This is a genomic window from Paenibacillus sp. J31R122 (assembly GCF_056269185.1).
In genome coordinates, this window is sequence record NZ_JBWDNM010000006.1 from 294,318 (window position 1) to 318,051 (window position 23,734).

The following is a 23,734-nucleotide window of genomic DNA, read 5'->3' on the forward strand; positions in this document are numbered from 1 at the left end:
GTTTTTAAAATATATTGATTGCATTAACGTTTTAGCATAACGTATTAGCAAAACGTATTAGCAGTGATGGGGTGTAGGTTATAAGCATATATGAAGCTTGCGAATGTGTCCCAGGGGACTGCTTCGATGGTGCTCAACGGCAAGGGCGACCAATATCGAATTTCTGCTGTAGCGCAACAGAAAAATGAGGGATTACAAGATCAAACGGAGCGAGAGGGAGAATCGGATGAACATGCAGTTATCGACAGGTGTATGGCCAACAATGGTCACCCCGTTTACAGAAGCAAATAAAATTGACTACGAAGCGCTTGAGAGGGCAATCGAATGGTATATCCGTAAAGGAGTCGATGGGTTATTCGCGGTCTGCCAATCGAGCGAGATGTTTTATTTGAGTTTGCAGGAAAGAGTAGAACTAGCGGCTTTCGTGAAGGAAAAGTCAGCCGGAAGAGTACCGGTTATTGCATCGGGTCATATCTCGAAATGCTATGAGGATCAAGTGGAGGAACTGCAGGCTATCGCAACCACAGGGATCGATGCATTAGTATTAATTACGAATCGACTGGCCGGGGAGGAGGAATCTGATGAGGTATGGCAAGCCAATCTGGAGAAGCTTCTGACGCAGCTTCCTAAATCTGTGCCGCTCGGTTTCTACGAATGCCCTTATCCATACAGAAGACTCATATCGCCTTCATCATTAAAATGGTGTGCGGAGTCAGGCAGATTTCTATTCCTGAAGGATACGAGTTGTGACTTGGATAATATGACAGAAAAACTGCAGGCTGTGCAAGGGACAGGGCTAAATCTGTATAACGCGAATACGGCAACGCTGCTGGAGACGTTGAAGCTGGGAGTGACCGGGTACAGCGGTGTAATGGCTAATTTTCATCCCGAGCTGTATGTGAGACTACTGCGTGATGGCTTTGCCAAGTCGGAAGAAGCGGAGCAACTCAATGATTTCCTCAGTCTAGCTTCTCTGATCGAGAAGCAGCTGTATCCGGTCAACGCCAAATATTATTTGATGTTGGAGGGCGTATTTACTAATTATCGCTGCCGCTCAAAAAACCATGATGAGTTCACCCCAACGAACCGTTTGGAAGTAGAACAGCTGCATCGGTTAACCGCTAAGTATGTGCATACTTATTTGAGATAGTATTCGGTTACAACGTAAAGATCGGGAGGCAAAGGTGATGGAGAATAAGTACACGATTGGAATTGATTACGGAACGGAGTCCGGAAGGGCGCTTATCGTTGATATTGCAAGCGGTGAAGTTATTGCTGAGCATGTGACCGTTTATCCACATGGCGTCATGGATGAGCGCATGCCTTATTCGGGAAAGCTTCTGGAGCCTGACTGGGCTCTGCAGTATCCTGATGATTATATAGAGGTACTCAGAAAGTCGGTACCGGAAGTAATTCGTCTTGCTCGAATTGATTCTCAACAGGTGATCGGGATTGGCGTTGATTTCACAGCATGCACGGTACTGCCAGTTGATGAGAGCGGAACTCCACTCTGTGAACGGGCACAACTGCAGGATGAGCCTCATGCCTACGTGAAGCTGTGGAAGCATCATGCTGCGCAGGAAGAAGCGAACCGGATTAACGAAATTGCAAAGCGGCGCGGTGAACGGTTCTTGAGCAGATATGGAGGGAAAACATCCTCCGAATGGATGGTGGCAAAAGCCTGGCAGGTGCTGAATGAAGCGCCTTCGTTATATGAGCAGACCCATCGGTTTATGGAAGCGGTGGATTGGGTCGTGATGCAGATGACGGGTAGTTACCTGAAAAACAGCTGCTGCGCAGGGTATAAAGGATTCTGGCACAAAGAAGAAGGTTACCCATCCGCCTCATTCTTTCATGAGCTGGATCCAAGGCTGGAACATTTTGTTGAACATAAACTGCAGGGGGACGTTGCTCCCCTTGGAACCAAAGCAGGTGAACTGACCGAAGAAGCCGCCGCAATGATGGGACTTAGAGCCGGAACAGCGGTAGCTGTGGGTATGATAGATGCTCATGCAGGGGTTGCGGGCACAGGCGCGGTTCAATCGGGCCAGATGGTTATGGCGATGGGTACTTCGCTTTGCCATATGCTGCTGAGTGATAAAGAAATTCATACAGAAGGTATTTGCGGCGTCGTTGAGGATGGTATAATACCGGGGCTTTATGGCTATGAAGCGGGACAGCCAGCCGTAGGAGATATATTTGCTTGGTTCGTCGAACAGGGAGTGCCTGCTTATGTGGAGCAAGCGGCAGAGGATGAAGACATCAGCATTCATGGGTGGCTGGAGAGACAGGCAGGTGAGTTAAGACCCGGACAGCACGGGCTGCTGGCGCTTGATTGGTGGAATGGCAATCGGACAGTGCTGGTGGACGCTGACCTTAGCGGTATGATTATTGGTTTAACATTGCAGACGAAGCCGGAAGAAATATACCGCAGTTTGCTGGAAGCGACCGCATTTGGCACTCGTACTATTATAGAGAATTTCGAGCAAGCCGGGCTTGCCATTCAAGAGTTGTTCGCATGCGGTGGTCTGCCACAGCGTAATGAGCTTCTGATGCAAATTTACGCTGACGTTACCCGGCGAGAGATTAAGATCGCGGATTCTACGCAAACGTCAGCTCTTGGTGTAGCGATGTTCGGCGCTGTTGCAGCAGGTAAGGAACGGGGTGGTTATGGCAGTATAGAGGAGGCGGCTGCTCGAATGGCTCGAGTACGTGAACACACGTATAGGCCGATTGAGGCCAATAGTGCCGTCTACGACGAGCTGTATGCGGAGTACAAAAAGCTGCATGAACTGTTTGGACGAGGAGGAAGCGACGTAATGAAGCAGTTGAAACGTATTCGATTACAGCATGATGGGCGAGGCGCGGTAGTATGATCGTTGGTGATATTCGGCATATCGAGCAAGAGATTAAGCTATACCCCCCATCTCTCCGAATCGCTTTGCAGTATCTTATGTCAGGCGGGCTGACTGACAGGGAACCTGGTAAATATGAGTTGGATGCAGGCGGGCTCATGTATGCCCTGGTCCAGCAAGTTGTGACGAAACCCAGCAGTGAGAACCGATTGGAATCACATGAGACTTATGTAGACTTGCAGTACGTCGTAAGCGGGGAAGAAAGAATCGATGTGATCAGGTATTCCGATAAACTTGTGGTGGAAGAACAAGATTTGGCTGTTCGTGATATTGTTTTTTATTCCCGAATGGATCAGGACGAATCATGCCTCCTGCTGAAAGAGGGACAATTCGCCGTCTTTTATCCAACGGATGTACACCGTCCGTGCTGCGCAGTGGATAAGCCTGATCATCTGAAAAAAATCGTTATAAAAATCCATAAGCAGTTGTGGGATATCAAGCATGAATAGACGAAGAAGGGGCTGTCCCTTAAGGTTTTAAACCTCGAGGGACAGCCCCGCTTCTCTTTACTTGACCATTTTTATTGAAAAGGTAATAACGGGGATGAATGGTTAGCGCGTTCCTCTCAGCATGGAAGGAGACATTCTCCTATGTTTTTTGAACGTTCGGCTGAAATAATAAATGTCGTTGAAGCCAGTCGCCACAGCGATGTCTGATATGGACAGGGGACTATGACGCAGCAAATAATCGGCTTTATTCAAGCGTGTTGCCGTTACATATTCGGTAACGGTGCGTCCGCTAAGCTCCTTGAACAGGCGACTGAAGTGAAAACGACTTAAACCAGCTATCTCCGAAAGACATTCTACGGATAAATCCTCCATATACTGCTGGTCAATGTACTGGAAAATGGGTGAAAAACGCTCCACATTTTTTAACCGCTCGGCGTACTCGTCCTTAGATAATACGGTAGCCACATGACCGCGCAGCAGCAGCATAAGCAATCGATACAGCTCGGATTTGATTGCCAGCTCGAACCCGAACTCTCTTGCTTCCATCTCTTTGATAATGGCATGCATGCATTCGGTAATTTTACTATCTCCGGAGATTTGATTGCGAAGAAGGATCCGATTCTGAGAAATCGGTGTTATAAACTTAGTTTCGGCAGCATCCACAGACTTGCTATGCAGCAATGAAATGTCGGCAATGAGCGCATAGTAGGACAGATTAGTTGAGCGGTTGATCCCATAATGAAGCTCATTGCTGTTCACGACAATTAAATCGCCTTTTTTGGCGGCAATAGCTGTAGAGCCGCATTCAATTGTTGCCTCACCCGAAACGAAATATAAGAACTCCAGATGCTCGTGCCAATGATGTGGAAATACAACCTGATCCTGTTGTTCAAAGAAAGATTGGTGCAATTTGATAGGGAAATGAGGGTCTGGCATATCCATAGGTTCACGCAGTGATTCGAACTTGTCCGTTATAATCAATCCTTTCGTTCAGGTAGCACAATTGTACAAACAAACCGCACACGTTTGCATGGAGTTGACCGTCAGAACTATTATAATACGAAAGTATATACATGCATAATGTTATGATATCAAAGGAGAGATTAGCCAATGAAACCTGTACAAGTAGCAGTAATAGGAACAGGCTCTATTTCATCAATGCATCTGAACTCATACCTGAAGAATACAAATGTTGAGCTTTATGCGGTTTGTGATTTAAATGAAGAACGCGCTAAGGCAGCGGCTGACAAATATGGCGCTAAAAAAGTATATACGGATTACCGTGAGCTGCTTGCAGATCCGGTTATTGAAGCTGTAAGCATCTGCACATGGAACAATACACACGCGGAAATTAGCATTGCAGCTCTAAATGCAGGCAAGCATGTTCTCGTGGAGAAGCCGCTTTGCCGTACGGTTGAAGATGCTTTGTTAATTCAAGAAGCGGTTCGCACTTCGGGCAAACAGCTTCAAGTAGGCTTTGTTCGTCGTTATGATGCTAATGCGCAAATGCTTCGTGAGATGGTTGATCGCGGTGAGTTTGGTGAAATCTATTATGCGAAAGCATCGACGCTTAGACGCCTTGGAAACCCGGGTGGCTGGTTCTCTGATGTCGAGCGTTCAGGCGGCGGGCCATTGATAGATATCGGCGTACATATCATCGATTTATGCTGGTACATGATGGGTCGTCCTAAGCCAGTATCGGTTAGCGCTAATACGTACAAAAAACTTGGCAATCGTTCGAACGTCAAGAACCTAAGCTTCTATCAAGCTGCAGACTACGACGCGACCAAAAACACGGTGGAAGATATGGCGAATGCGCTTATCCGTTTCGAGAATGGCGCTTCCTTGCTAGTAGATGCGAGCTTCACGCTGCACGCTAAATCCGATGAAACAGCTGTCAAACTGTTTGGTGACAAGGGCGGTTTCGAGATCGATCCAGAGACGGTTATTGTGACTGAGCTGAATGATACAATGGTTAATATCTATCCACAAACGGACAGCAAAGGCTTTGAATTCAATGGTGCGTTCCAAAATGAAATCAATCATTTCATCGATTGTGTACAAAGCGGCAACACACCACTTAGCCCGGTCGAAGACGGCGTTGAAATTATGAAAATATTGTGCGGTATCTATGAATCAGCAGCAAAAGGAGCTGAAGTAAAACTATGAAACTAGGAATTAGCTCATACAGCTTGCATAGAGTTCTTGCATCTGGTGAAATGTCGATTCAGGACGCTATCACTTATATTGCTTCACTAGGCGGAGATCACATTGAGATCGTTCCGATTAGCTTTAATTTAACAGAAAGTCCAGAGCTCATCGATGTCATTCGGAACCAAGCGAAAGAAAGCGGCATTGAAATATCTAATTATGCGATTGGCGCGAACTTCTCCGGGCTGAATGACGAAGAGTTTCTACTTGAAATTGAGCGCGTAAAGCGTGAGGTCGACATTGCTAACAAGCTTGGCGTGAAGAAAATGCGTCATGACGTTGCGTCATCAAAGGATCTTTCGATCACGAAATTCAACTCCGAGCTGCCAAGACTTGCCGAAGCATGCAGAGCTATAGCTGATCACGCTGCGCAGTATGGTATTACGACTAGCGTTGAAAACCACGGCTACTATATCCAACACAGTGATCGTGTGCAGGCGCTTGTCGCTGCGGTAGATCGTCCGAATTTCAGAACTACACTTGATGTAGGCAATTTCCTCTGCGCGGACGAAAATCCAGTAGTAGCAGTTGCAAATAACCTAGGCATTGCATCGATGGTTCATGTTAAGGATTTCTATATCCGTCCAGCTTCCATAGCTCTTGGCGAGGGCTGGTTCCCTTCTTCAGGCGGAAATTGGCTGCGCGGAGCAATCGTAGGCCATGGTGATATTGCGATGCGCGAGGTGCTTCAGAAGGTGAAAGCAAGCGGCTATGACGGCTATATCTCGATAGAGTTCGAAGGTATGGAAGATTGCCTAGTAGGAGCAAGACTAGGATTCGAATACGTTAAGCGCACATGGAACGAACTATAAGCAAAGGGAGTGTTACGGCTATGCAAGCACCTATCATAACCAATAAAATTGGCGTAATTGTCGATAGCTTCAAGCTTGGTGTCAAGGAAGGCCTCGTTAAGGCAAAGGAGGTTGGAGCAGACGGCGTACAGATGTACGCGGTGTCTGGTGAGCTTGATCCTGCTAACCTCTCTTCTGCGGCGAGAAAAGAGTGGAGATCCTATATTCAATCTTTAGGTTTAGACGTTTCTGCTTTGGTCGGTGATCTAGGTGGCCACGGCTTCCAGGATCCGAAGGAGAATCGCGCGAAGATCGACAAGTCTAAGCGCATTATGGAGCTTGGAATGGATCTTGGAACAAATATCGTGACGACGCATATCGGTATCGTGCCAAGTGATCGTAACAGCCAAGTGTATGAGACGATGCATAACGCTTGTGAGGAGCTTAGTCGCTTCGCAAACGATATGAATGCCTATTTTGCGATTGAGACCGGACCGGAAACTTCAGCACATTTGAAAGAATTTCTCGACGGTCTTGGCACGAAGGGTGTAGCTGTTAACTTTGATCCTGCTAATATGGTAATGGTTACAGGTGATGACCCGGTACAAGGCGTTTACACGCTGAAGGATTATATCGTTCATACCCATGCGAAGGATGGTATTAAGCTTGCTCATATCGATCCGCGTGACGTATATGGCGACTATGGCTATGAAGTATCACTTGACCATGAAGTTATTGCTGCTATGGCTGAAGCTGGAGAAGCTTTCCGTGAGGTTCCGCTTGGCGAAGGCGGCGTTGACTGGTCTGCTTACCTTCGGGCGCTTCAAGAGATCGGCTATGCGGGTTACTTGACAATCGAGCGTGAGGTTGGCACGAATCCTGAAGGCGATATTGGCAAAGCGGTTCAATTCCTTAAACAGTATAGAGCGAAGTAATTAATAAATGGGCTAGATCTACATTCACATAGAACTCCCATCAATTTCACCAAGAAAAATCAGACCGAATATGGTCTGGTTTTTTTTATGATAAGCTTTAATAATAGATTCTATTAGGTTGCTCATCTCTCTCTATGTTGGTGTACAAGATTGTAGGATCTTGTACACCAACAATGGCTTTATCTTACATCGCTAAAGAGAGATTCAGCGGTATTTCCAAGCTTCATCGTAACGTATGGGGATAATGCCGTTCTGGGCGAAATATTGCTTAAGCCGATCGTCCTGGAATAACTTGCGGTCGGCGTCTCTCTCCTTGGCGATATGCTCCCCGGATATGTTCTTGTTTCCGAACCTTCTTATCTCTTCATCGTCGAACGTGGGATGCGTTATCAATCGATAAATGCCGGGACTTGCGCCATCCAAAACGTGAATGAGGTTCTTCACCGGATCCCTTTGACCTAGTCCGGCGAACGAAATATCGCTGCATACATTCCGATAAGACATTAGACCTTCGCTTTCGCACCACTCATCGAATAAAGCCGGTAGCCGATCATCAATTCGATCGAAGCCCATATGTGTATCTGCATAGATAGGCCGGAATCCTAACTTCCTTACCGCTTCCAACTGTGCTTGCAATTCGGCCATCACTTCTTTAATCTGAATTCCTGACTTTTTCCAATCGGCCGGAGATTTATGGAGCGTACCGTCTTCGAGAACAAGGCTGGGAACTTGTTCAGGAGGCAGCACCGTGCTCCAGCGAACGCGTTCCCATTCGGCATGCAGGGTACAGTGAAGCCCAATACAGAATTCATCCTCATGGGCAAAAAGCCTTGCAGCGTCCAGCAATGCTATACCGTTGGCCATCAGCGAACCGTTACGAAGAGTACCGTGCCGCCAGGCCTCAAGGATAGCTCTATTAGCGGAATAGCTCCCTCCCAAATCGTCACCTTGCGTTATTAGAAATATATTCCGTTTGACCAAGCTTTACGACCTCCAATTGTTTGATCCAATAGGATAGATAGTGTAATCGTATCCATTATACATCCAGATAAGTGGAACCAAACAAATTTTCATTAGGGTTGCAAACGTTTACAATAGATGGTATATTGAATTTAATTCCAAAACGTTTCGGAAAGAATGAGGTTTTACGAATGGCAACCACGATTAAAGATATTGCTAAAGCAGCAGGCGTTTCAATCACTACCGTATCCCGAGCGTTAAACGGCTACTCCGATGTTAATGAAAAAACTCGAGGCCGTATTAAAATACTGGCAGACAAAATGTCCTATCGGCCGAATGCTCAAGCACAAAGTTTGGTGTTGAAAAAAACGAATACGATTGGAGTAATCATTTCGGAGCTCACACATTCAAGCATAAAGTCCGCTTTTTCATTCGAGGTACTTTGCGGGATTAGCGATCGGGCCAGCGAGCTTAATTACGACATCATTTTGTTTAGTACGAATCCCAACAAGCAAAAGAACAAAACCTATTCCGACCTTTGTCAGGAGCGCAATGTAGACGGTGTCATTTTGCAAGGGTTAAAGACAACTGATCCTTATTTGAGAGAAGTTATTGATCAATCCACTTTCCCCTCAGTATTAATCGACATACCAGTCGCAGGCGAGTGGGCCGGTCACGTGACAACCGATAATGTGAATGGAATCAGACAGGCAGTCAGACATTTGGTTGAGCTAGATCACCGGAATATTGCTTTAATGAATGGGTATGAAGAAGCATCCGTCAGTGGGGAACGGTTGACAGGCTATATCCTGGCACTGCAGGAGGCGGGAATCCCGTACGATCCGGGCAAGGTTGTTGACGGCCGCTTTACGGAAGAAGGAGGGATAGCGGCGATTGGTGAAATTATTTCACGCCAACCAGAAGTGACAGCAGTGGTTTGCTCTAGCGATTTGATGGCTCTGGGAGCTATGAAAGGGCTAGAGCAAATGGGTAGAACAATACCCGGTTCAATGTCGATTGTAGGCTTTGACGATATATCAATCGCATCCTACTGTTCGCCCAAACTCACAACTGTACGCCAGGGGAAATACGAGATGGGCTATCAAGCGGCGCAAATGCTGATTGATATGTTGGAAGGACGGAATGTCAAGCATAAAGTTGTCCTGGACAACCAACTCATCATACGAGATAGCACAGATCGATTGCATAAAAGGTGACTACACCTTTTTGCGGACTTTTTCCAAAACGTTTCGGATTTTAATATTGGCCGATGTTTTAAAGAATTCCTCCGGGAATCTTTAAATAGATTAATAATCATGAAGGGGCGAAGATTAGCTTATGAGAAAAAAGTTTAATTTCGTAATGATCATGTGTATGTCTATCTTGATGGTATTGACGGCGTGCGGTTCCAACAATGATCCAAAGAATGCAACAAATGCAACGAATACGTCAGGCACAAAGGACGACAAAAAGGAAGAAACGGCTAAGCAAGAGAAAGTAGTGCTCAAGATTCCGCACTATAAATCGGGTCAAAATGTCGGGGCTAAATTTTTCCTGCCTCAAATTGAACGTTTCAATACCAAATATGCAAACAAATATGAGATCAAAATCGAAGAAGTTCCAAATGATGACTATAACGATAAGATCAAACTTCTATGGCAGCAAGGTGAGTTGCCGGCTCTAATCGAGGGAGGGGCTACCGAGTTCGTAGAGAGTCTCATTGAGAAAGATCAGATTTATGATCTGAAACCGTTTTTGGATTCAAAACCGGAATTAACTAAACTTCTGATTCCAGATTCCATAGCTTACAACACAAGAAATAATAAAACTTACTCTATGCCATACGCAGTTATCCGTCCCATCGGACTATTTTACAATAAAGAGATGTTTGAAGCCGCAGGAATTACCAAACCGATCGCACAAATGAATTTTGAGGAATTTGGTCAGACCCTTCAAACGCTTAAGGATAAGGGATTTACGCCACTTGCATTGATGACAGGTGAAAATGCTTGGACAACTATGCTTCTGGCTTCTGCTTTCATGGCGAATGAACCGGGAGCGGCGGAAGTGTTGAAGAGCAACCGGGCCGATAAAGAATATGACTACTCAAATCCGATTTGGATAAAAGCATTTGCCGAAGTTCAAAAATGGTTAAAGGAATATACGACGGACAATGCGCTTGGATCTGTTTACGCCGACGCGGCTAATAATTTCCTTAATGAAAGAACAGCGATTATCGCAAACGGCACCTGGATGGTCGGCGACTTCTCGGATACCTCGAAGGCGCCGGAAGGCTTTGACAAGAAAGTGGGCGCCTCCCTGTATCCAGGTGGTATCGGGCTTGCAACTACAGCAAGTTACTCCTGGTGGATTCCTAAAGGATTGAAACAAGAGGAAACGGACGCAGCACTGGCATTCCTCGAATTTATTCGTTCTCAAGAGGAAACTGAACTGTTTATGATTGCTGAAGGCGGTCAAGCTCCGAACGTTACGACTTCAGAAGCATTTGAATCCAAATTGAATCCGATTATGGCTGAGATGAACAAGTCCGTGTCGAACGATCTTAAACTAATTGCACAATCCATGGGGGATGTGTGGCCAGATCAGATCGCTTCCAAAGAATTCAGCGGATTTCTGCCATTGTTGGCACAAGGTAAAATGACACCTGAGGAGTTTGCCAAACATTTAACTAAAAAAGCGCAGCAATTCAAGAAATAGCATTATCAATGGGCCCTCCACTTGAAGTGAGAGGGTCCATTATAAAATAAGAGGTGAGGAAATGAAGATTAAGTGGCTAAATTTGTGGATCGCGGCTTTTTTGGCGCCTACGATTCTTGTCCTGGCGTTTTTTTACGTCATCCCTATTGGTACCGTACTGATTACGGGGTTTATGAAATGGGACGGCTTGAGTACGCCTGTTTTTAACGGATTCGATAATTATATCAATTTGATTACTTATGACAACACATTTTTTATAGCGTTGCGAAACCTCTTATTATGGTCATTGATTGCGGCTACTTTGCACGTTGGATTTGGAACGTTGGTGGCGTTTGTTCTGTACAAGAAACATATGGGATGGAGATTTGTCCGTGGAGTATTCATGGTTCCCATGGTAATCTCCTCTGCTGCCTGGGCAATCATTTATAAGCTTCTATTCAATGATGAGATTGGATTTCTGAATAATTTGATTAGGAGCATAGGATTCTCCGATTTTCATGTAAATTGGTTTTATGATTCTCCGGGCGCATTTTTTGCCATTACTTTGACTTGGTTATTTTACGCTGTTTATGTCACTTTGATTGTCTACAATGATTTAATGGCAATTCCGAAAGAAGTTCATGAAGCTGCGCTTTTGGATGGCGCGAGCGAGTGGAACATTATCAGGTATATTAATTTGCCGCTTGTAAAAAAAGCGATCGCCACAGGTATTATATTATCGGTGACTGCGAGAATCGCCGGTTTCGAAGAAGTTGCGCTTACCTCCAGGGGGGGACCGGGAAACGATACCTATAATATTACGCTGATGCTCTATGACGGGATCGTTAACTACAATTATGGATATGCCAATGCGGCAGCGACGATTATGATTCTACTTGGTGTCCTTGTTCTGTTTGTGATCAATAAAATATTCAAGATGAATGAGAGTACTTATTAAGGCGGTGTGCTTCTAATGAAAGTTAGAAAAAGAGATTGGCCTGAACGAATTTTTTCTTACAGTGTTATGGTTTTTACTGTGATTGTGTCTATTTTTCCTTTGCTATGGATTTTGCTGTCATCATTTAAAACAAACAAAGAAATATTGGGAGATCCTTTTTCATTACCCAAAAAAATCGATATTCAGGCCTACAAGGACGTTTTAACTCAGTACGACTTTTTTAGTTATTTTAAGAACTCCATGTTCATTGCTGTAACCGCGACATTAATTGCGCTTTTTATTTACGCCCTTGCCGGATACATTTTCGGGAAGTTCAACTTTCGAGGGAAAACCTTTCTATTTATTCTATGTACGATTACTTTGCTTGTACCAGGATACGCTCGTGCGCAGCCCATTTTCACATTAATTATGAAATTGGATCTTTATGATACGAAAGCGGCACTGATCCTAGTGTATGCCTCGTTTGGAATGGCCTTGGCATTGTTCATACTGCGGTTGTCTTTTATTGCAATTCCTAAAGATCTTGACGAATCGGCTTTAATTGACGGTGCGGGCTTCTGGCGGATCTTCTGGAGCGTGAATTTGCCGCTGGCAAAATCAGGGCTTTCCACAGCAGGCATATTGATGTTTCTAAATAATTGGAATGAATACTTCTATGCGCTAATCTTAACATCCAGCCAAGAAAATAGAGTGTTGCCAGTGGCGCTGAAGTTTTTTAACGAAACGTTCTCTTACAATTATACAAGAATGTTCGCAGCTCTGATTATGGTCATTATTCCCGGAATACTGATTTACGCGCTAGTTCAGGAACAAGTTCAACAGAGTGTTGCCTCATCTGGGGTTAAGGGGTAAGACATCTTTGTTTATATCAATTCAGTGTAAAGGTATAGGAATAATTGTGACTTAAGGTTATAATGGTTATTAGTGTATAATGGCAGGATAAGAGCTTGGCTGCAGATGTCTGCTCGTGCCGGCCGACAAATAACCTTAAAGGAGTCTCACAATGGAAAAAACTCTAATTTTCGGACACAAAAATCCGGATACGGACACGATCACATCGGCGATTGCTTATGCGGAGTTGAAAACGAAGCTGGGCGCTAACGTTGAAGCGATTCGCCTTGGTGAAATTAACGGTGAAACACAATATGCATTGAACTATTTCGGCATCGAAGCACCTCGTCTTGTAGAGAATGTGGCTGATGAAGCAAAAACCGTTATTTTGGTTGACCACAACGAACGTCAACAAAGCGCTAACGATATCGATAAAGTACGCGTGGTTGAAGTTATTGATCACCATCGTATCGCTAATTTTGAAACTAGCCACCCGCTTTATTTCCGCGCAGAGCCAGTTGGATGTACAGCGACGATATTGAATAAATTATACAAAGAAAATGGCGTAACGATTCGTAAGGAAATTGCTGGCCTTATGTTATCTGCAATCATCTCTGATTCCCTGTTGTTCAAATCCCCAACCTGCACGGATGAGGATGTAGCGGCAGCTCGTGAGCTAGCAGTTATCGCTGGCGTTGACGCAGACAGCTATGGACTTGATATGCTGAAAGCTGGAGCTGATCTTAGCGACAAGACGATTGCTCAGCTGATCTCGCTCGATGCGAAGGAATTTTCAATGGGAAGCTACAAAGTAGAAATCGCACAAGTTAATGCGGTGGATACAAATGATGTGCTGTCCCGTCAAGTTGAGCTGGAAGCAGCTCTTAATGAAATCATTGCAGCTAAGGGCCTTGATCTATTCGTACTCGTTGTAACGGATATTTTGAATAATGATTCCGTTGCCCTTTCACTAGGTAAAGTAGCAAACGCGGTAGAGAAAGCTTATAATGTAACTCTAGAGGATAACAAGGCGATTCTTAAAGGCGTTGTATCTCGTAAATCGCAAATTGTCCCTGTACTTACTGAAACATTGACCGGCATGTAAGCTGACTAATGAATCATGAACGGCAGTCTGGAACTTGATTATCAAGTTTCAGGCTGCTTTTGCTTAATTATAAGATTTTATAAGTTTCACGTTTTTAAAATAGAAGAGGAGTGGATGGAATGTTCTCAATTACCGAATATAGCGTTCAAAATATGAAGGATCCGTTTGGCATTTTGACAGGCGAGCGTTATGAGTTTGTGCTTGATTTGGATGTGCCGGATGATGACGAGCTTTATAATGAGGATGGCGTCTGCATGCGTGTCGTTTATGTCGTGGAAGAGGACGGCGCACGCATTGTGAAATACGAGTTTCTAGTCAAATCATCCAATGCGTACATAGACTTCGAAATGGAAGAAGACGAAGAAAAAATGGTTTTTGATTTCTGTACAGAGCACTATAAACAAGCATAATAGGGGAGTTTATTAAACGACTTCGTTTATGAATATCCCATATAGGCAACAACAAATAACCGTTTCAGCCTTATACGCTGAGACGGTTATTTGCTGTCGACTTACCGCATAAAATGCATAAACCATTATTTTTGTATGGCATACGGAAAGGAGCGGGAGATGACCAGGGCACAGAATGACATGGAACTGGCAGATCGGTACGGAGCCCGAAATTATCATCCCCTGCCAATCGTTATCAGCCGCGCAGAGGGTGTGTGGGTGCAGGATGAGGAAGGTGAGCGTTATATGGATATGCTCAGCGCCTATTCGGCATTGAACCAAGGACATCGCCATCCCAGCATTATTCAAGCGTTGAAGGAGCAAGCAGATAAGGTGACCTTAACGTCACGCGCGTTTCACAATGAAACGATGGGACTCTTTCTGGAGAAGCTGGCTGCCTATACCGATAAAGAGCGGGTTTTGCCCATGAATACGGGAGCAGAAGCGGTAGAAACAGCTATTAAAGCGGTACGGCGTTGGGCTTATGATGTGAGGAATATTCCGGATCAACAGGCTGAAATTATCGTTTTCGAAGGAAATTTTCACGGCAGGACAATTACGGTTACTTCCTTCTCATCAACTCCAGCATATAAATATGGCTTCGGGCCCTTTACTCCAGGCTTCCGGATAATTCCATATGGTGATATCGACGAGTTAAAAGCAGCTTTAAACCCGAACACGGCTGCGGTGCTCATCGAGCCGATTCAAGGTGAAGCGGGCATTCGTATTCCGCCAAGTGGTTTTTTGACTGAATTAGCTAAGCTATGCTCAGACGAACAGATTTTGCTCGTTGCAGATGAAATACAAACGGGCTTCGGGCGTACGGGACGCAGATTCGCTTGTGACTGGGAAGCGGTTATTCCTGATATTTATATTATGGGAAAGGCGCTTGGCGGCGGCGTCATGCCTGTCTCAGCGATAGCGGCAAATTCGGTTATTATGGACGTTTTTGAACCTGGTTCACATGGGTCTACGTTTGGCGGCAATCCATTAAGCTGTGCGGTGGCGATTGCAGCGCTTGATGTTATCCAGTCAGAGAGACTAGCAGAGCGATCTGATCAGTTAGGGATATATTTTATGGAGAAGCTGAACCTGATTAACCATCCTGACATAGCTGAGATAAGAGGAAGAGGCTTATTCATCGCGATCGAGCTGCTCACACCCGCTCGAGATTACTGTGAAAGGCTGATGCGGCTTGGACTGTTATGCAAGGAAACACATGATTATGTGATTCGGTTGGCACCGCCGCTTATCATTACTGAAGAAGAGATTGACTGGGCTTATGAGCGCATCGCGGCCGTGTTTTGCATCAGCACCGAAACGGGAGGCTGACGGGCATGATTAAACAACAAGTAGCCATTGTGAAGGTTCCTTTTGGCAAAGGGGCTGGCATCTCGGGTGCTGAGCAGGGGCCGGCCCATATTATAGAAGCTGCCTCATTATTATCTAAGCTCGATGAGCTTAGCATCACGTATCGTGTAGCAGAGGAGATTATGGTGCATCCGGCGCAAACATCGTCTGTCGAGAACGTACATGCCAAGCATTTGGCAGAGGTGCTTGAAATGAGTGAAAAGTTGGCAGGTCGCGTGTCGGACATCGTTGCTGGAGGCGAGTTTCCTTTAGTATTAGGCGGTGATCACAGCATTTCGATTGGCACCATTGCGGGCTTAGCTGAGCATTACAGTAATCTTGGCGTCATCTGGTTTGATGCGCATTCCGATTTGAATACCGAGGAGACGAGTCCGTCGGGAAACATTCACGGCATGTCTCTGGGGGTCAGTCTCGGACGAGGCAATCCGTTATTAACAGCTATTAGAGGCATCTCTCCGAAAATAAAACCGGAGCATGTCGCGATCATCGGAGCAAGGTCGCTTGATCCCGGCGAGAAGGCATATATTCGTTCCTTGGGCATAGCCTGCTATACGATGCATGATATTGATCGACTCGGAATCAGCCGAGTTATGGAAAGGGTCATTCGTCACCTGCAGCAAGCAACGGACGGCGTTCACGTCAGCTTCGACATCGACAGCATAGATCCTCATGAGGCGCCAGGCACAGGCACTCCTGTTATTGGCGGCTTAAGCTATCGGGAGGCTAATCTTGCTCTGGAGCTGCTTTATCAATCAGAGCTCGTTGTATCGGCGGAGTTTGTGGAGGTTAATCCAAGCCGCGACCAAAACAATCAAACAGCCAAGCTTACGGTGGAGCTCATAGGCTCACTTTTGGGAGAGCAAATTTTGTGAATCGCGCAGAAAATGATTAAAAACGGCAGGAGGATACGCTAATGCGGGAGCCTTACCAGAATGAGCCCTTTACCGACTTTTCTATAACCGACAATAGTGTTGCTTTCCAAGAAGCGCTTAACAGGGTGGAATTAGAGCTAGGACGGGAATATTCGCTGAAAATTGGAGCGGATCGCATCGAAACGATTACGAAGCGAAAGTCGATTAATCCATCAGATGTTAAGCAGCTGGTGGGGATCGTATCGCAGGCGGATGCGGAGCTTGCTAACAAAGCGATGCTTGCTGCTGCAGCTGCATTCGAGCAATGGAAGAGAGTTGAACCGCTTGCTAGAGCGAAGGTGCTTTATAAGGCCGCGGCTATATTAAGGCGGCGTAAGCATGAATTTTCTGCGTGGCTCGTTTATGAAGCGGGTAAAGGCCGGGCGGAGGCTGACGCGGATACCGCGGAAGCTATTGATTTCATGGAGTATTATGGACGGGAAATAGAACGTCTGTCAGAGCGTCAGCCGCTTGTAACTGTGCAGGGTGAAGACAATGAGCTCGTGTATATACCGCTTGGCGTTGGCGTTATTATTCCGCCATGGAACTTCCCGCTTGCGATTATGGCTGGCATGACGATGGCCGCCGTTGTCGCTGGCAATACGGTTGTGCTGAAGCCGGCAAGCGCAACGCCAGTCATTGCGGCAAAGTTTATCGAGCTGCTGGAGGAAGCGGGGCTCCCAGACGGCGTTGTTAATTTTTTGCCGGGAGCAGGGAGTGAGGTGGGCGACTATTTGGTTGAGCATCCGCTTACGCGCTTTATTTGCTTTACCGGCTCAAGAGAGATAGGTGTACGTATTAATGAGAAGGCCGCGCTTATCCAGCAGGGTCAGAAATGGATAAAACGTGTTGTTGCTGAGATGGGCGGCAAGGATACGATTATCGTCGATGAGGACGCGGATCTTGAATTAGCGGCGGATGCGATTACGGCATCTGCATTTGGCTATTCAGGGCAGAAATGCTCCGCATGCTCAAGAGCTGTCGTACATGAGTTGGTTTATGATGCGGTCGTAGAGAAGGTCGTTGAACGGACGAAGCGACTGAAGCTAGGGAAGGCTGTCGATGCAGCGACGTATATAGGGCCTGTTATCGATGAGCGGGCGTATTTCAGCATTTTAAAATATATCGAGGTTGGACGTACAGAAGGGATAGTCGTGCAAGGGGGAAGCATAGGAGATAGCAGCGGCTATTTTATTGAGCCGACGATCATTAAGGATGTTGCGCCTAACGCTCGCATCGCGCAGGAGGAAATATTCGGTCCGGTTCTCGCCTTTATTAAAGCGGCAAATTTCGATGCGGCATTGGATATTGCCAACAATACGGAATATGGTCTGACGGGGGCCGTTATATCACGTAATCGGAGCAGACTGGAGCAGGCGCGCGAGCAGTTTCATGTCGGCAATCTTTATTTTAATCGAAAATGTACAGGGGCGTTGGTCGGCGTTCAGCCCTTTGGCGGCTTCAACATGTCAGGTACCGATTCAAAGGCGGGCGGCCGCGATTATTTATTATTGTTCACGCAAGCGAAGGTCGTAACAGAACGGTTCTAACGGCAAGAAGTAAGTAACGGTTTTATGCATATAGATGGCCTCCATTGGTTGTATTCGCAGTATTTAGCTGCAGTCCCAATGGGGGTTAAAAGCATGGGAATTTTAACTTGGGAAAAACAGGATAGATCGATTAGGTCAAGTGAATTATAATGAAGAGGACCAATTGTACAATGATACGTATGCACATAGAAACGGAGTGTTAACATGAGTAAGGGAAGAGTATGGAACAAGGGGAAACGCAATGGCGGAGGCGGACCACCAGGGGGTAGCAGTAAGAGCAAAGCTGTGGCAGCCGCTAACAATAGCAGTGCTGGCACTGAGTCCGAAGCTCCCGTCATAACGGAACCCACTGCAGCGGAGACTCGCATCAATACGGTGAAACGAATGAACCGTGAAAATTGGGTAGAGAGGCCCGCTCGCGTGATTCCTAAACAGCCTAGAAATGATTGAGAAAGATTTCATATATAACGCCATCGCGAGAAGGAGAATGATCATGTTAGCTGTCATTGAAAAAGCTGATACCGGATTTGTCGCTCGGTTTGAACGTCATCTTGGACATTCGGTTGAAAAGGTATGGTCTATGCTCACGGATAACGAGCAATTGGCAAAATGGTTTTCAGAGCTCCAGGTCGATGATCTTCGTGAGGGAGGAACGATTAAATTTGACATGCAGGATGGCAGCTTTGAGGAAATGAAGATTACAGCACTTGAAATGAATGCAGTATTGGAATATACATGGGGCGAAGATCGGGTTCGCTTCGAGTTGTCCTCGGAGCCAGAGGGCTGCCAGCTGGTGTTGAAAGAAGTGATCAACAAAATGACCACCCACACACCTAGAGATCTTGCAGGGTGGCATGTTTGTCTAGACGTTATTGAAGCGCTGCTCGATGGCAGGACGATAGAGTCCCGAGAAAATGAATGGAACGGCTGGTATCCAAAATATGTACAAGCAGTAGAGAAAGCTGCTGGAGATCAATAATAGGGATGTCATCGCAAATAAAGGCATGTTGGAATAAACTCCGACATGCCTATTTTGTGTAAAATATAGTTAATAGTTGTTTTTTACTTGGGTATAAATTCATCTGTTCCTTATAGTTAATCATAGAATGGTATGAACCATCGATAATGGATTAGGGGGATACATTAATGAGTATGAAGCTAGAGGAATGGATTATTGAAGCGGATATTACCAGTATGCAAACTGCTATGGAAGCAGGTTTGTTAAGCTCAGAGCAGCTTGTAAAGTTATATTTGGATCGCATACGCAGGTATGATTCGAGAATTAATTCTATTTTAGAAATTAATCCCGAAGCTATTGAAATCGCAAAGGCGCTGGATGCAGAACGGGTCGAGAGTGGAAGCCGGGGAAGGCTGCACGGCATTCCTATTTTGTTGAAGGACAATATTGATACGCATGACAAAATGCATACGAGTGCAGGGTCGGTGGCATTGGCGAATTCTTTTGCGGCGAGGGACTCATTTGTTGCGTCACATCTGCGTTCCGCGGGCGCCGTCTTACTCGGAAAAGCGAACATGACAGAGTGGGCAAACTTTATGTCAAATACGATGTGGGCGGGGTACAGCTCAAGAGGAGGGCTTGTGCTAAATCCATATGGACCGGGCGAGCTGTTCATTGGCGGTTCAAGCTCAGGCTCAGCAGCTTCTGTTGCAGCAAATTTTGCGGCCGCGGCGATCGGAACCGAAACATCGGGATCTATCATTAGCCCCGCGGGTCATAACAATCTCGTTGGGATAAAACCAACAGTCGGATTAGTGAGCCGTTCCGGCATCATTCCTATTACATATAGCCAAGATACTGCTGGTCCCATGGCAAGAACAGTGACAGATGCAGCTATTATTTTGGGAGCTCTAACAGGGTCTGATGTGCGGGATGAAGTTACTTTATGTGAGTCTAATCGTTCTTATCGAGATTATACACCTTTTTTGGATGCAGACTTTTTGAAGGAAGCAAGAATAGGAGTTCCGCGGTTTTATATGAATTCGTTGGATGAAGCTAGGCTTGAGATATTGGAGTCGGCAATTAAGGTTTTGAAAAAAGCAGGCGCAACGATTATTGATCCGGTCATACTGCCATGTGAGCAGGTTGACTGGGGTGAGAGTATCATGCGTTATGAATTCAAAAAATATTTGAATGATTATTTAGCGACCGTAGATGAAACGGTACCTGTTCATTCCCTTAAAGAACTCATTGCTTATAATCTTCAACATGAGGAAGTAGCATTAAAATACGGGCAAGATGTACTCCTATGGTCGGAGGAAACAAGCGGGACCCTTACGGAGCAAGAGTATTTGGTTAGCAAATTGAGAAATAAAGAGCTGGCTGGCAAGCAAGGCATAGATGCTGTTTTAGAGGAGCATCAATTAGATGCGCTGCTGTTTCTCGGAGACGAGGACGGTGATGGTCTGTCAGCTAGAGCGGGGTATCCTGCAGTTACCGTCCCAGGCGGATTTGCCGAAAGCGGCGTTATTGCTCCAGGCGGCTATTCAACGAAAGGGCCGCAGGGCATTACTTTTATAGGAACGGCGTTTAGTGAACCGACATTGATCAAAATAGCGTATGGCTTTGAGAAAGCGACTAAGCATCGTTACCCGCCTATTTTAAAATAGGCTATGTTAAATAACTCTGTTGTATTTTGAAAATAGCGAGTTTTCTTCTGTAACAGAAGAAAAGGAAGAATCGCCATGAAAGTACATATTCATCCGGAAGAGGCAGCTTGGAGGTGAGGTGAAATTAGTTCTACATTGTGAAACTAATGAGAGTCATTATGGTTATAGGTACGATTTAGTTTCAGAATTAGCAGCTAATTCACCGGAAAGAGGGTGCGGAGCGAGCTAACCCGGCAATTAAGTTTATCCCCTGAAACTAAATCGCGGCTCCCCCTCTTGCTGCCTCATTTAATTGCAAATATTGAAACTATGCAGGCATAGCAATAAGGCAGCAGACACAGAAGCGCTTATTTGTGAACAATCCCCTTATTCCGAGATACATGCGGACCAATAGATCCGTTATTTGTGCTAAAGAGGCCAAATGCTCCCGAATGAAGAGGAACGCTTAACATAGCCATATATTAAAGTTAGCCAAAGTGGGAACCTTTTGCTAAATGAATTGTCTATTTAGTGAGGGGAGGGAGTCGGATGGAGGATGATTACCTCAAATGCGCCACTAGCTTGGGAGCGGCGGATGTTGAAATAGTGGTTCAGCGTTATTGGCACGATGTTTGGCAGTATGCGTTTTTCCTAACTCGTCGGGAGCATCTAGCAGAAGACATTGCGCAGGATACGTTTATTAGCGCGCTCCGTTCCATTGGTTCATTCCGGGGAGATAGCTCAGTGAAAACCTGGCTTTTCGAAATCGCGCGCAACACAGCAATGAATTACCAGAAATCAGCTTTCCTTAAAAAGGTTATTCTGATCTACTACCTCGATACCTTCAGGCATCAAACTTACTGAGGCTGGCCGTTGGAAGCTAGAGGTCTATTTTAACGATAAGCTATTCGACAGTATTATAGTTGAAGGTAAAGTCCAATAATCAAAACACCTTGCTGGAACACGTGAATGTAATAAATTCCAAATGTGACAAAAGATTATGACTATCGTCACTACTTAGCGACCCTTGATTTCCATATAGTTGAAATATACTAAATCATGAGGTGAACTTAATGGATTCTATATCACTGTACGTTATTATAATTGCTGTTGCTGCTTTGGTCTTATGGCGCAGAACGAGGGCAATGTACCGACCAATCAAGGGGAAGGGAGCTCGTCTGCTCGTACCGATTGTATTCTTGCTGCCGAGTTTTCAATTAATTATGAGCCCCGATGTTCACGCCTTAGCTTGGGAATGGGGCAGCGCTTTGACATTCGGAGTGCTGCTTTCGATACCCCTTATCTGGACGACTAATTACGAACGGCGATCAGATCAGATGATTTATGCTGTCAAAAATAAAAGCTTCATCATCGCATTTCTAGCCGTACTTGCCGTTCGTTTTCTCCTTCGTGACTATTTGAACGCAATGGATGCGGCAACGCAAAGCGCACTATTTATTACTGTAGCAATTGGTTATATTTTGCCTTGGAGAACGGTATCGTTTATCAAGTTTCGTAAGCTGCTTCAGGATCAAAGCCAATTAAACGGAGTCAAATCTTAATAAATGATGAATAAAATAGGCTTTAAAGCCAAAAGGCTGCTGAACAAATCTCAGCAGCCTTTTGGCGTTTTTAGGCAAGAGCTTGGCATTCTATTTTGTCGATGCTATAGAAGTGTTTCCGCGCCATCAATAAACACTTCAGTACCTGAAATATGACTCGATTCATGCGAAGCCAGAAATAATACCAGATTCGCTACTTGCTCAGGTTGACCCGGTCCATGCTCCAGCGGCTGATTGCCTTCAGGATACTCAACCGGAATTTTGATCTTATCGACTTGGGGCGTTGATTTCGTGCTTTCGCCGATATTGGTCTGTATAGCGCCGGGACAGATCACGTTAACGCGAATCTTATATCGTGCCAGCTCAAGTGCGGCCATTTTGGCAAAAGCGACCTGCCCTGCTTTTGAACTACTATATGCGGACATGCCAAATCCGGAAAACCTGCGGCTTCCGTTAATGGAACTGGTTATAATGATGCTTCCTCCGAATTGCTTCATATGGGGAATTGCATATTTTACAGTTAGAAAGGTGCCCTTTAAGTTGGTTGTTAGGGTATGGTCCCATGCTTCAGGCGTCAAATCTTCAATGGGAGAGAGGGTGCCGTTTATTCCCGCATTCGCGAACACAATGTCTATTCGCCCAAAGTGGTCTATAGCAGTTTGATAGGCCTGCTGCATACGCTCAGGGTCAGAAACATCAGTATCTATGAATAATGATTCGCCGCCTGAATGATGGATTTGCTGCTCAACTGACTCACTGCGATTATTGTTTAAGTCAACGAGACAAACGCTTGCTCCTTGCTGAGCCAAAAGCAAAGCAGTGGCACGGCCGATCCCAGAACCTGCTCCGGTTATGAACGCAATTTTATCTTTTACGCGGAGTAAGCTAGTTCCCTCATTTACGTTTATTTCAGGCGATAACATCTATTAAGATCCTCCATTCGTAGCATCCAGATTAAACTTCATGTTTCTTTTATGTACCCACATTTATAAGGATTGACACTTTTATAACGAATCAAACGAAGGAACTAAGGGGAAACCATGAAAATATGAAGGCTCGTTGAGAGGCAACTCCTTTTCTAAGAAATGAGGTAGTTTTCTTAGAAATGGCAATTATCGAAAAAACTAGAGATGGTTAGACTTTTAACTCGACTGCAGCTATAAGCATCGTGTGGGTGGTTACAACCATTTCTTGGTTAGTTTGAGGGCGGTAGGCTCGGTCATCGAGCGTACCGCTCATATCTTGGTTTGAGTGAAGGCTATAAGCTCAATTATCGAGCTTACAGCGCATTTGTTGGTTTGTTTGAAGGCTATAAGCTCGTTTTTGGAACTAGAATAAAAAGTGGACACCTCTTAAGGGAAATTAGATAATAATCTACAAATGAAGAAGAGGTGTCCGGTATGAGCGAGAATAGACAGCATTACAGTGATGA

23 protein-coding genes are annotated in these 23,734 nt (G+C 45.4%); 20 read left to right on the forward strand and 3 right to left on the reverse strand.

Annotated elements, in window-relative coordinates; genetic code table 11:
- Positions 1 to 226: 226 nt before the first annotated feature.
- Genes AC0YN7_RS12655 through AC0YN7_RS12665 form a run of 3 tightly spaced genes read left to right on the forward strand, consistent with a single transcriptional unit; the run spans position 227 to position 3,364 of the window.
- The gene (locus tag AC0YN7_RS12655) at positions 227 to 1,150 is read left to right on the forward strand and encodes a dihydrodipicolinate synthase family protein (protein WP_475810356.1); all 924 of its coding nucleotides are present in this window, start codon (positions 227 to 229) and stop codon (positions 1,148 to 1,150) included.
- Positions 1,151 to 1,187: 37 nt separating this feature from the next.
- A complete protein-coding gene (locus AC0YN7_RS12660) occupies positions 1,188 to 2,876 on the forward strand; it encodes a ribulokinase (RefSeq protein WP_475810357.1) in 1,689 nt (562 codons plus the stop codon).
- Positions 2,873 to 3,364 carry a NanQ anomerase/TabA/YiaL family protein gene (locus AC0YN7_RS12665; RefSeq protein ID WP_475810358.1) on the forward strand — a complete coding sequence of 164 codons (492 nt, stop codon included), beginning with the start codon at positions 2,873 to 2,875 and terminating at the stop codon, positions 3,362 to 3,364. Before AC0YN7_RS12660 ends, AC0YN7_RS12665 begins: the two co-directional genes overlap by 4 nt.
- Positions 3,365 to 3,466: 102 nt before the next feature.
- Here AC0YN7_RS12665 and AC0YN7_RS12670 read toward each other — a convergent pair whose 3' ends face one another.
- Entirely contained in the window at positions 3,467 to 4,345 is an 879-nt protein-coding gene (locus tag AC0YN7_RS12670) for an AraC family transcriptional regulator (protein ID WP_475810359.1), read from the reverse strand.
- 129 nt (positions 4,346 to 4,474) lie between these two features.
- Here AC0YN7_RS12670 and AC0YN7_RS12675 point away from each other — a divergent pair, with 129 nt between their 5' ends.
- Genes AC0YN7_RS12675 through AC0YN7_RS12685 form a run of 3 tightly spaced genes read left to right on the forward strand, consistent with a single transcriptional unit; the run spans position 4,475 to position 7,301 of the window.
- Complete coding sequence (locus AC0YN7_RS12675; protein WP_475810360.1) at positions 4,475 to 5,533, forward strand: Gfo/Idh/MocA family protein; 1,059 nt, start codon at positions 4,475 to 4,477, stop codon at positions 5,531 to 5,533.
- Complete coding sequence (locus AC0YN7_RS12680) at positions 5,530 to 6,387, forward strand: sugar phosphate isomerase/epimerase family protein (RefSeq protein WP_475810361.1); 858 nt, start codon at positions 5,530 to 5,532, stop codon at positions 6,385 to 6,387. The genes AC0YN7_RS12675 and AC0YN7_RS12680 overlap by 4 nt, the downstream gene beginning before the upstream one ends.
- A gap of 20 nt (positions 6,388 to 6,407) precedes the next feature.
- Positions 6,408 to 7,301, forward strand: a complete 894-nt coding sequence (locus AC0YN7_RS12685) for a sugar phosphate isomerase/epimerase family protein (RefSeq protein WP_475810362.1) — start codon at positions 6,408 to 6,410, stop codon at positions 7,299 to 7,301.
- 204 nt (positions 7,302 to 7,505) lie between these two features.
- Here AC0YN7_RS12685 and AC0YN7_RS12690 read toward each other — a convergent pair whose 3' ends face one another.
- A complete protein-coding gene (locus tag AC0YN7_RS12690; protein ID WP_475810363.1) occupies positions 7,506 to 8,282 on the reverse strand; it encodes a ChbG/HpnK family deacetylase in 777 nt (258 codons plus the stop codon).
- A 170-nt stretch (positions 8,283 to 8,452) separates the two neighbouring features.
- Between AC0YN7_RS12690 and AC0YN7_RS12695 the strand changes: the two genes are divergently transcribed.
- From AC0YN7_RS12695 to AC0YN7_RS12760, 14 genes are all read left to right on the forward strand, one after another.
- On the forward strand, positions 8,453 to 9,478 hold the full coding sequence (locus AC0YN7_RS12695) for a LacI family DNA-binding transcriptional regulator (RefSeq protein WP_475810364.1): 1,026 nt from the start codon (positions 8,453 to 8,455) through the stop codon (positions 9,476 to 9,478).
- A gap of 121 nt (positions 9,479 to 9,599) precedes the next feature.
- Positions 9,600 to 10,979, forward strand: coding sequence for an ABC transporter substrate-binding protein (locus AC0YN7_RS12700; protein ID WP_475810365.1), 1,380 nt, complete (start codon positions 9,600 to 9,602; stop codon positions 10,977 to 10,979).
- Positions 10,980 to 11,040: 61 nt separating this feature from the next.
- The gene (locus AC0YN7_RS12705; protein WP_475810366.1) at positions 11,041 to 11,916 is read left to right on the forward strand and encodes a carbohydrate ABC transporter permease; all 876 of its coding nucleotides are present in this window, start codon (positions 11,041 to 11,043) and stop codon (positions 11,914 to 11,916) included.
- A gap of 15 nt (positions 11,917 to 11,931) precedes the next feature.
- Complete coding sequence (locus AC0YN7_RS12710) at positions 11,932 to 12,768, forward strand: carbohydrate ABC transporter permease (protein ID WP_475810367.1); 837 nt, start codon at positions 11,932 to 11,934, stop codon at positions 12,766 to 12,768.
- A gap of 151 nt (positions 12,769 to 12,919) precedes the next feature.
- Entirely contained in the window at positions 12,920 to 13,852 is a 933-nt protein-coding gene (locus AC0YN7_RS12715; RefSeq protein WP_475810368.1) for a manganese-dependent inorganic pyrophosphatase, read from the forward strand.
- Positions 13,853 to 13,971: 119 nt separating this feature from the next.
- On the forward strand, positions 13,972 to 14,262 hold the full coding sequence (locus AC0YN7_RS12720) for a DUF6509 family protein (protein WP_475810369.1): 291 nt from the start codon (positions 13,972 to 13,974) through the stop codon (positions 14,260 to 14,262).
- 159 nt (positions 14,263 to 14,421) lie between these two features.
- Complete coding sequence (locus AC0YN7_RS12725; protein ID WP_475810370.1) at positions 14,422 to 15,633, forward strand: ornithine--oxo-acid transaminase; 1,212 nt, start codon at positions 14,422 to 14,424, stop codon at positions 15,631 to 15,633.
- Positions 15,634 to 15,638: 5 nt separating this feature from the next.
- Positions 15,639 to 16,544, forward strand: coding sequence for an arginase (rocF, locus tag AC0YN7_RS12730; protein ID WP_475810371.1), 906 nt, complete (start codon positions 15,639 to 15,641; stop codon positions 16,542 to 16,544).
- 41 nt (positions 16,545 to 16,585) lie between these two features.
- A complete protein-coding gene (gene pruA, locus AC0YN7_RS12735; protein ID WP_475810372.1) occupies positions 16,586 to 18,133 on the forward strand; it encodes an L-glutamate gamma-semialdehyde dehydrogenase in 1,548 nt (515 codons plus the stop codon).
- 204 nt (positions 18,134 to 18,337) lie between these two features.
- Complete coding sequence (locus AC0YN7_RS12740) at positions 18,338 to 18,583, forward strand: hypothetical protein (protein ID WP_475810373.1); 246 nt, start codon at positions 18,338 to 18,340, stop codon at positions 18,581 to 18,583.
- A gap of 43 nt (positions 18,584 to 18,626) precedes the next feature.
- Complete coding sequence (locus AC0YN7_RS12745; RefSeq protein WP_475810374.1) at positions 18,627 to 19,112, forward strand: SRPBCC family protein; 486 nt, start codon at positions 18,627 to 18,629, stop codon at positions 19,110 to 19,112.
- Between the two features lie 167 nt (positions 19,113 to 19,279).
- A complete protein-coding gene (locus AC0YN7_RS12750) occupies positions 19,280 to 20,761 on the forward strand; it encodes an amidase family protein (RefSeq protein WP_475810375.1) in 1,482 nt (493 codons plus the stop codon).
- A 528-nt stretch (positions 20,762 to 21,289) separates the two neighbouring features.
- Entirely contained in the window at positions 21,290 to 21,604 is a 315-nt protein-coding gene (locus AC0YN7_RS12755; protein WP_475810376.1) for an RNA polymerase sigma factor, read from the forward strand.
- A gap of 209 nt (positions 21,605 to 21,813) precedes the next feature.
- On the forward strand, positions 21,814 to 22,302 hold the full coding sequence (locus tag AC0YN7_RS12760; RefSeq protein ID WP_475810377.1) for a cytochrome c biogenesis protein CcdC: 489 nt from the start codon (positions 21,814 to 21,816) through the stop codon (positions 22,300 to 22,302).
- Positions 22,303 to 22,406: 104 nt separating this feature from the next.
- Here the strand turns inward: AC0YN7_RS12760 and AC0YN7_RS12765 are convergent, their stop codons facing one another.
- Complete coding sequence (locus AC0YN7_RS12765) at positions 22,407 to 23,225, reverse strand: SDR family oxidoreductase (RefSeq protein ID WP_475810378.1); 819 nt, start codon at positions 23,223 to 23,225, stop codon at positions 22,407 to 22,409.
- Positions 23,226 to 23,734: the final 509 nt, after the last annotated feature.

Bases quoted from the DNA above. Each gene is read 5' to 3' on its own strand.
- AC0YN7_RS12725 (WP_475810370.1), top strand. From the start codon at position 14,422: ATGACCAGGGCACAGAATGACATGGAACTGGCAGATCGGTACGGAGCC.
- AC0YN7_RS12700 (WP_475810365.1), top strand. From the start codon at position 9,600: ATGAGAAAAAAGTTTAATTTCGTAATGATCATGTGTATGTCTATCTTG.
- AC0YN7_RS12675 (WP_475810360.1), top strand. From the start codon at position 4,475: ATGAAACCTGTACAAGTAGCAGTAATAGGAACAGGCTCTATTTCATCA.
- AC0YN7_RS12765 (WP_475810378.1), bottom strand. From the start codon at position 23,225: ATGTTATCGCCTGAAATAAACGTAAATGAGGGAACTAGCTTACTCCGC.
- AC0YN7_RS12710 (WP_475810367.1), top strand. From the start codon at position 11,932: ATGAAAGTTAGAAAAAGAGATTGGCCTGAACGAATTTTTTCTTACAGT.
- AC0YN7_RS12705 (WP_475810366.1), top strand. From the start codon at position 11,041: ATGAAGATTAAGTGGCTAAATTTGTGGATCGCGGCTTTTTTGGCGCCT.
- AC0YN7_RS12660 (WP_475810357.1), top strand. From the start codon at position 1,188: ATGGAGAATAAGTACACGATTGGAATTGATTACGGAACGGAGTCCGGA.
- AC0YN7_RS12745 (WP_475810374.1), top strand. From the start codon at position 18,627: ATGTTAGCTGTCATTGAAAAAGCTGATACCGGATTTGTCGCTCGGTTT.
- AC0YN7_RS12715 (WP_475810368.1), top strand. From the start codon at position 12,920: ATGGAAAAAACTCTAATTTTCGGACACAAAAATCCGGATACGGACACG.
- AC0YN7_RS12695 (WP_475810364.1), top strand. From the start codon at position 8,453: ATGGCAACCACGATTAAAGATATTGCTAAAGCAGCAGGCGTTTCAATC.
- rocF (WP_475810371.1), top strand. From the start codon at position 15,639: ATGATTAAACAACAAGTAGCCATTGTGAAGGTTCCTTTTGGCAAAGGG.
- pruA (WP_475810372.1), top strand. From the start codon at position 16,586: ATGCGGGAGCCTTACCAGAATGAGCCCTTTACCGACTTTTCTATAACC.
- AC0YN7_RS12665 (WP_475810358.1), top strand. From the start codon at position 2,873: ATGATCGTTGGTGATATTCGGCATATCGAGCAAGAGATTAAGCTATAC.
- AC0YN7_RS12755 (WP_475810376.1), top strand. From the start codon at position 21,290: ATGGAGGATGATTACCTCAAATGCGCCACTAGCTTGGGAGCGGCGGAT.
- AC0YN7_RS12750 (WP_475810375.1), top strand. From the start codon at position 19,280: ATGAGTATGAAGCTAGAGGAATGGATTATTGAAGCGGATATTACCAGT.
- AC0YN7_RS12740 (WP_475810373.1), top strand. From the start codon at position 18,338: ATGAGTAAGGGAAGAGTATGGAACAAGGGGAAACGCAATGGCGGAGGC.
- AC0YN7_RS12680 (WP_475810361.1), top strand. From the start codon at position 5,530: ATGAAACTAGGAATTAGCTCATACAGCTTGCATAGAGTTCTTGCATCT.
- AC0YN7_RS12720 (WP_475810369.1), top strand. From the start codon at position 13,972: ATGTTCTCAATTACCGAATATAGCGTTCAAAATATGAAGGATCCGTTT.
- AC0YN7_RS12655 (WP_475810356.1), top strand. From the start codon at position 227: ATGAACATGCAGTTATCGACAGGTGTATGGCCAACAATGGTCACCCCG.
- AC0YN7_RS12760 (WP_475810377.1), top strand. From the start codon at position 21,814: ATGGATTCTATATCACTGTACGTTATTATAATTGCTGTTGCTGCTTTG.
- AC0YN7_RS12685 (WP_475810362.1), top strand. From the start codon at position 6,408: ATGCAAGCACCTATCATAACCAATAAAATTGGCGTAATTGTCGATAGC.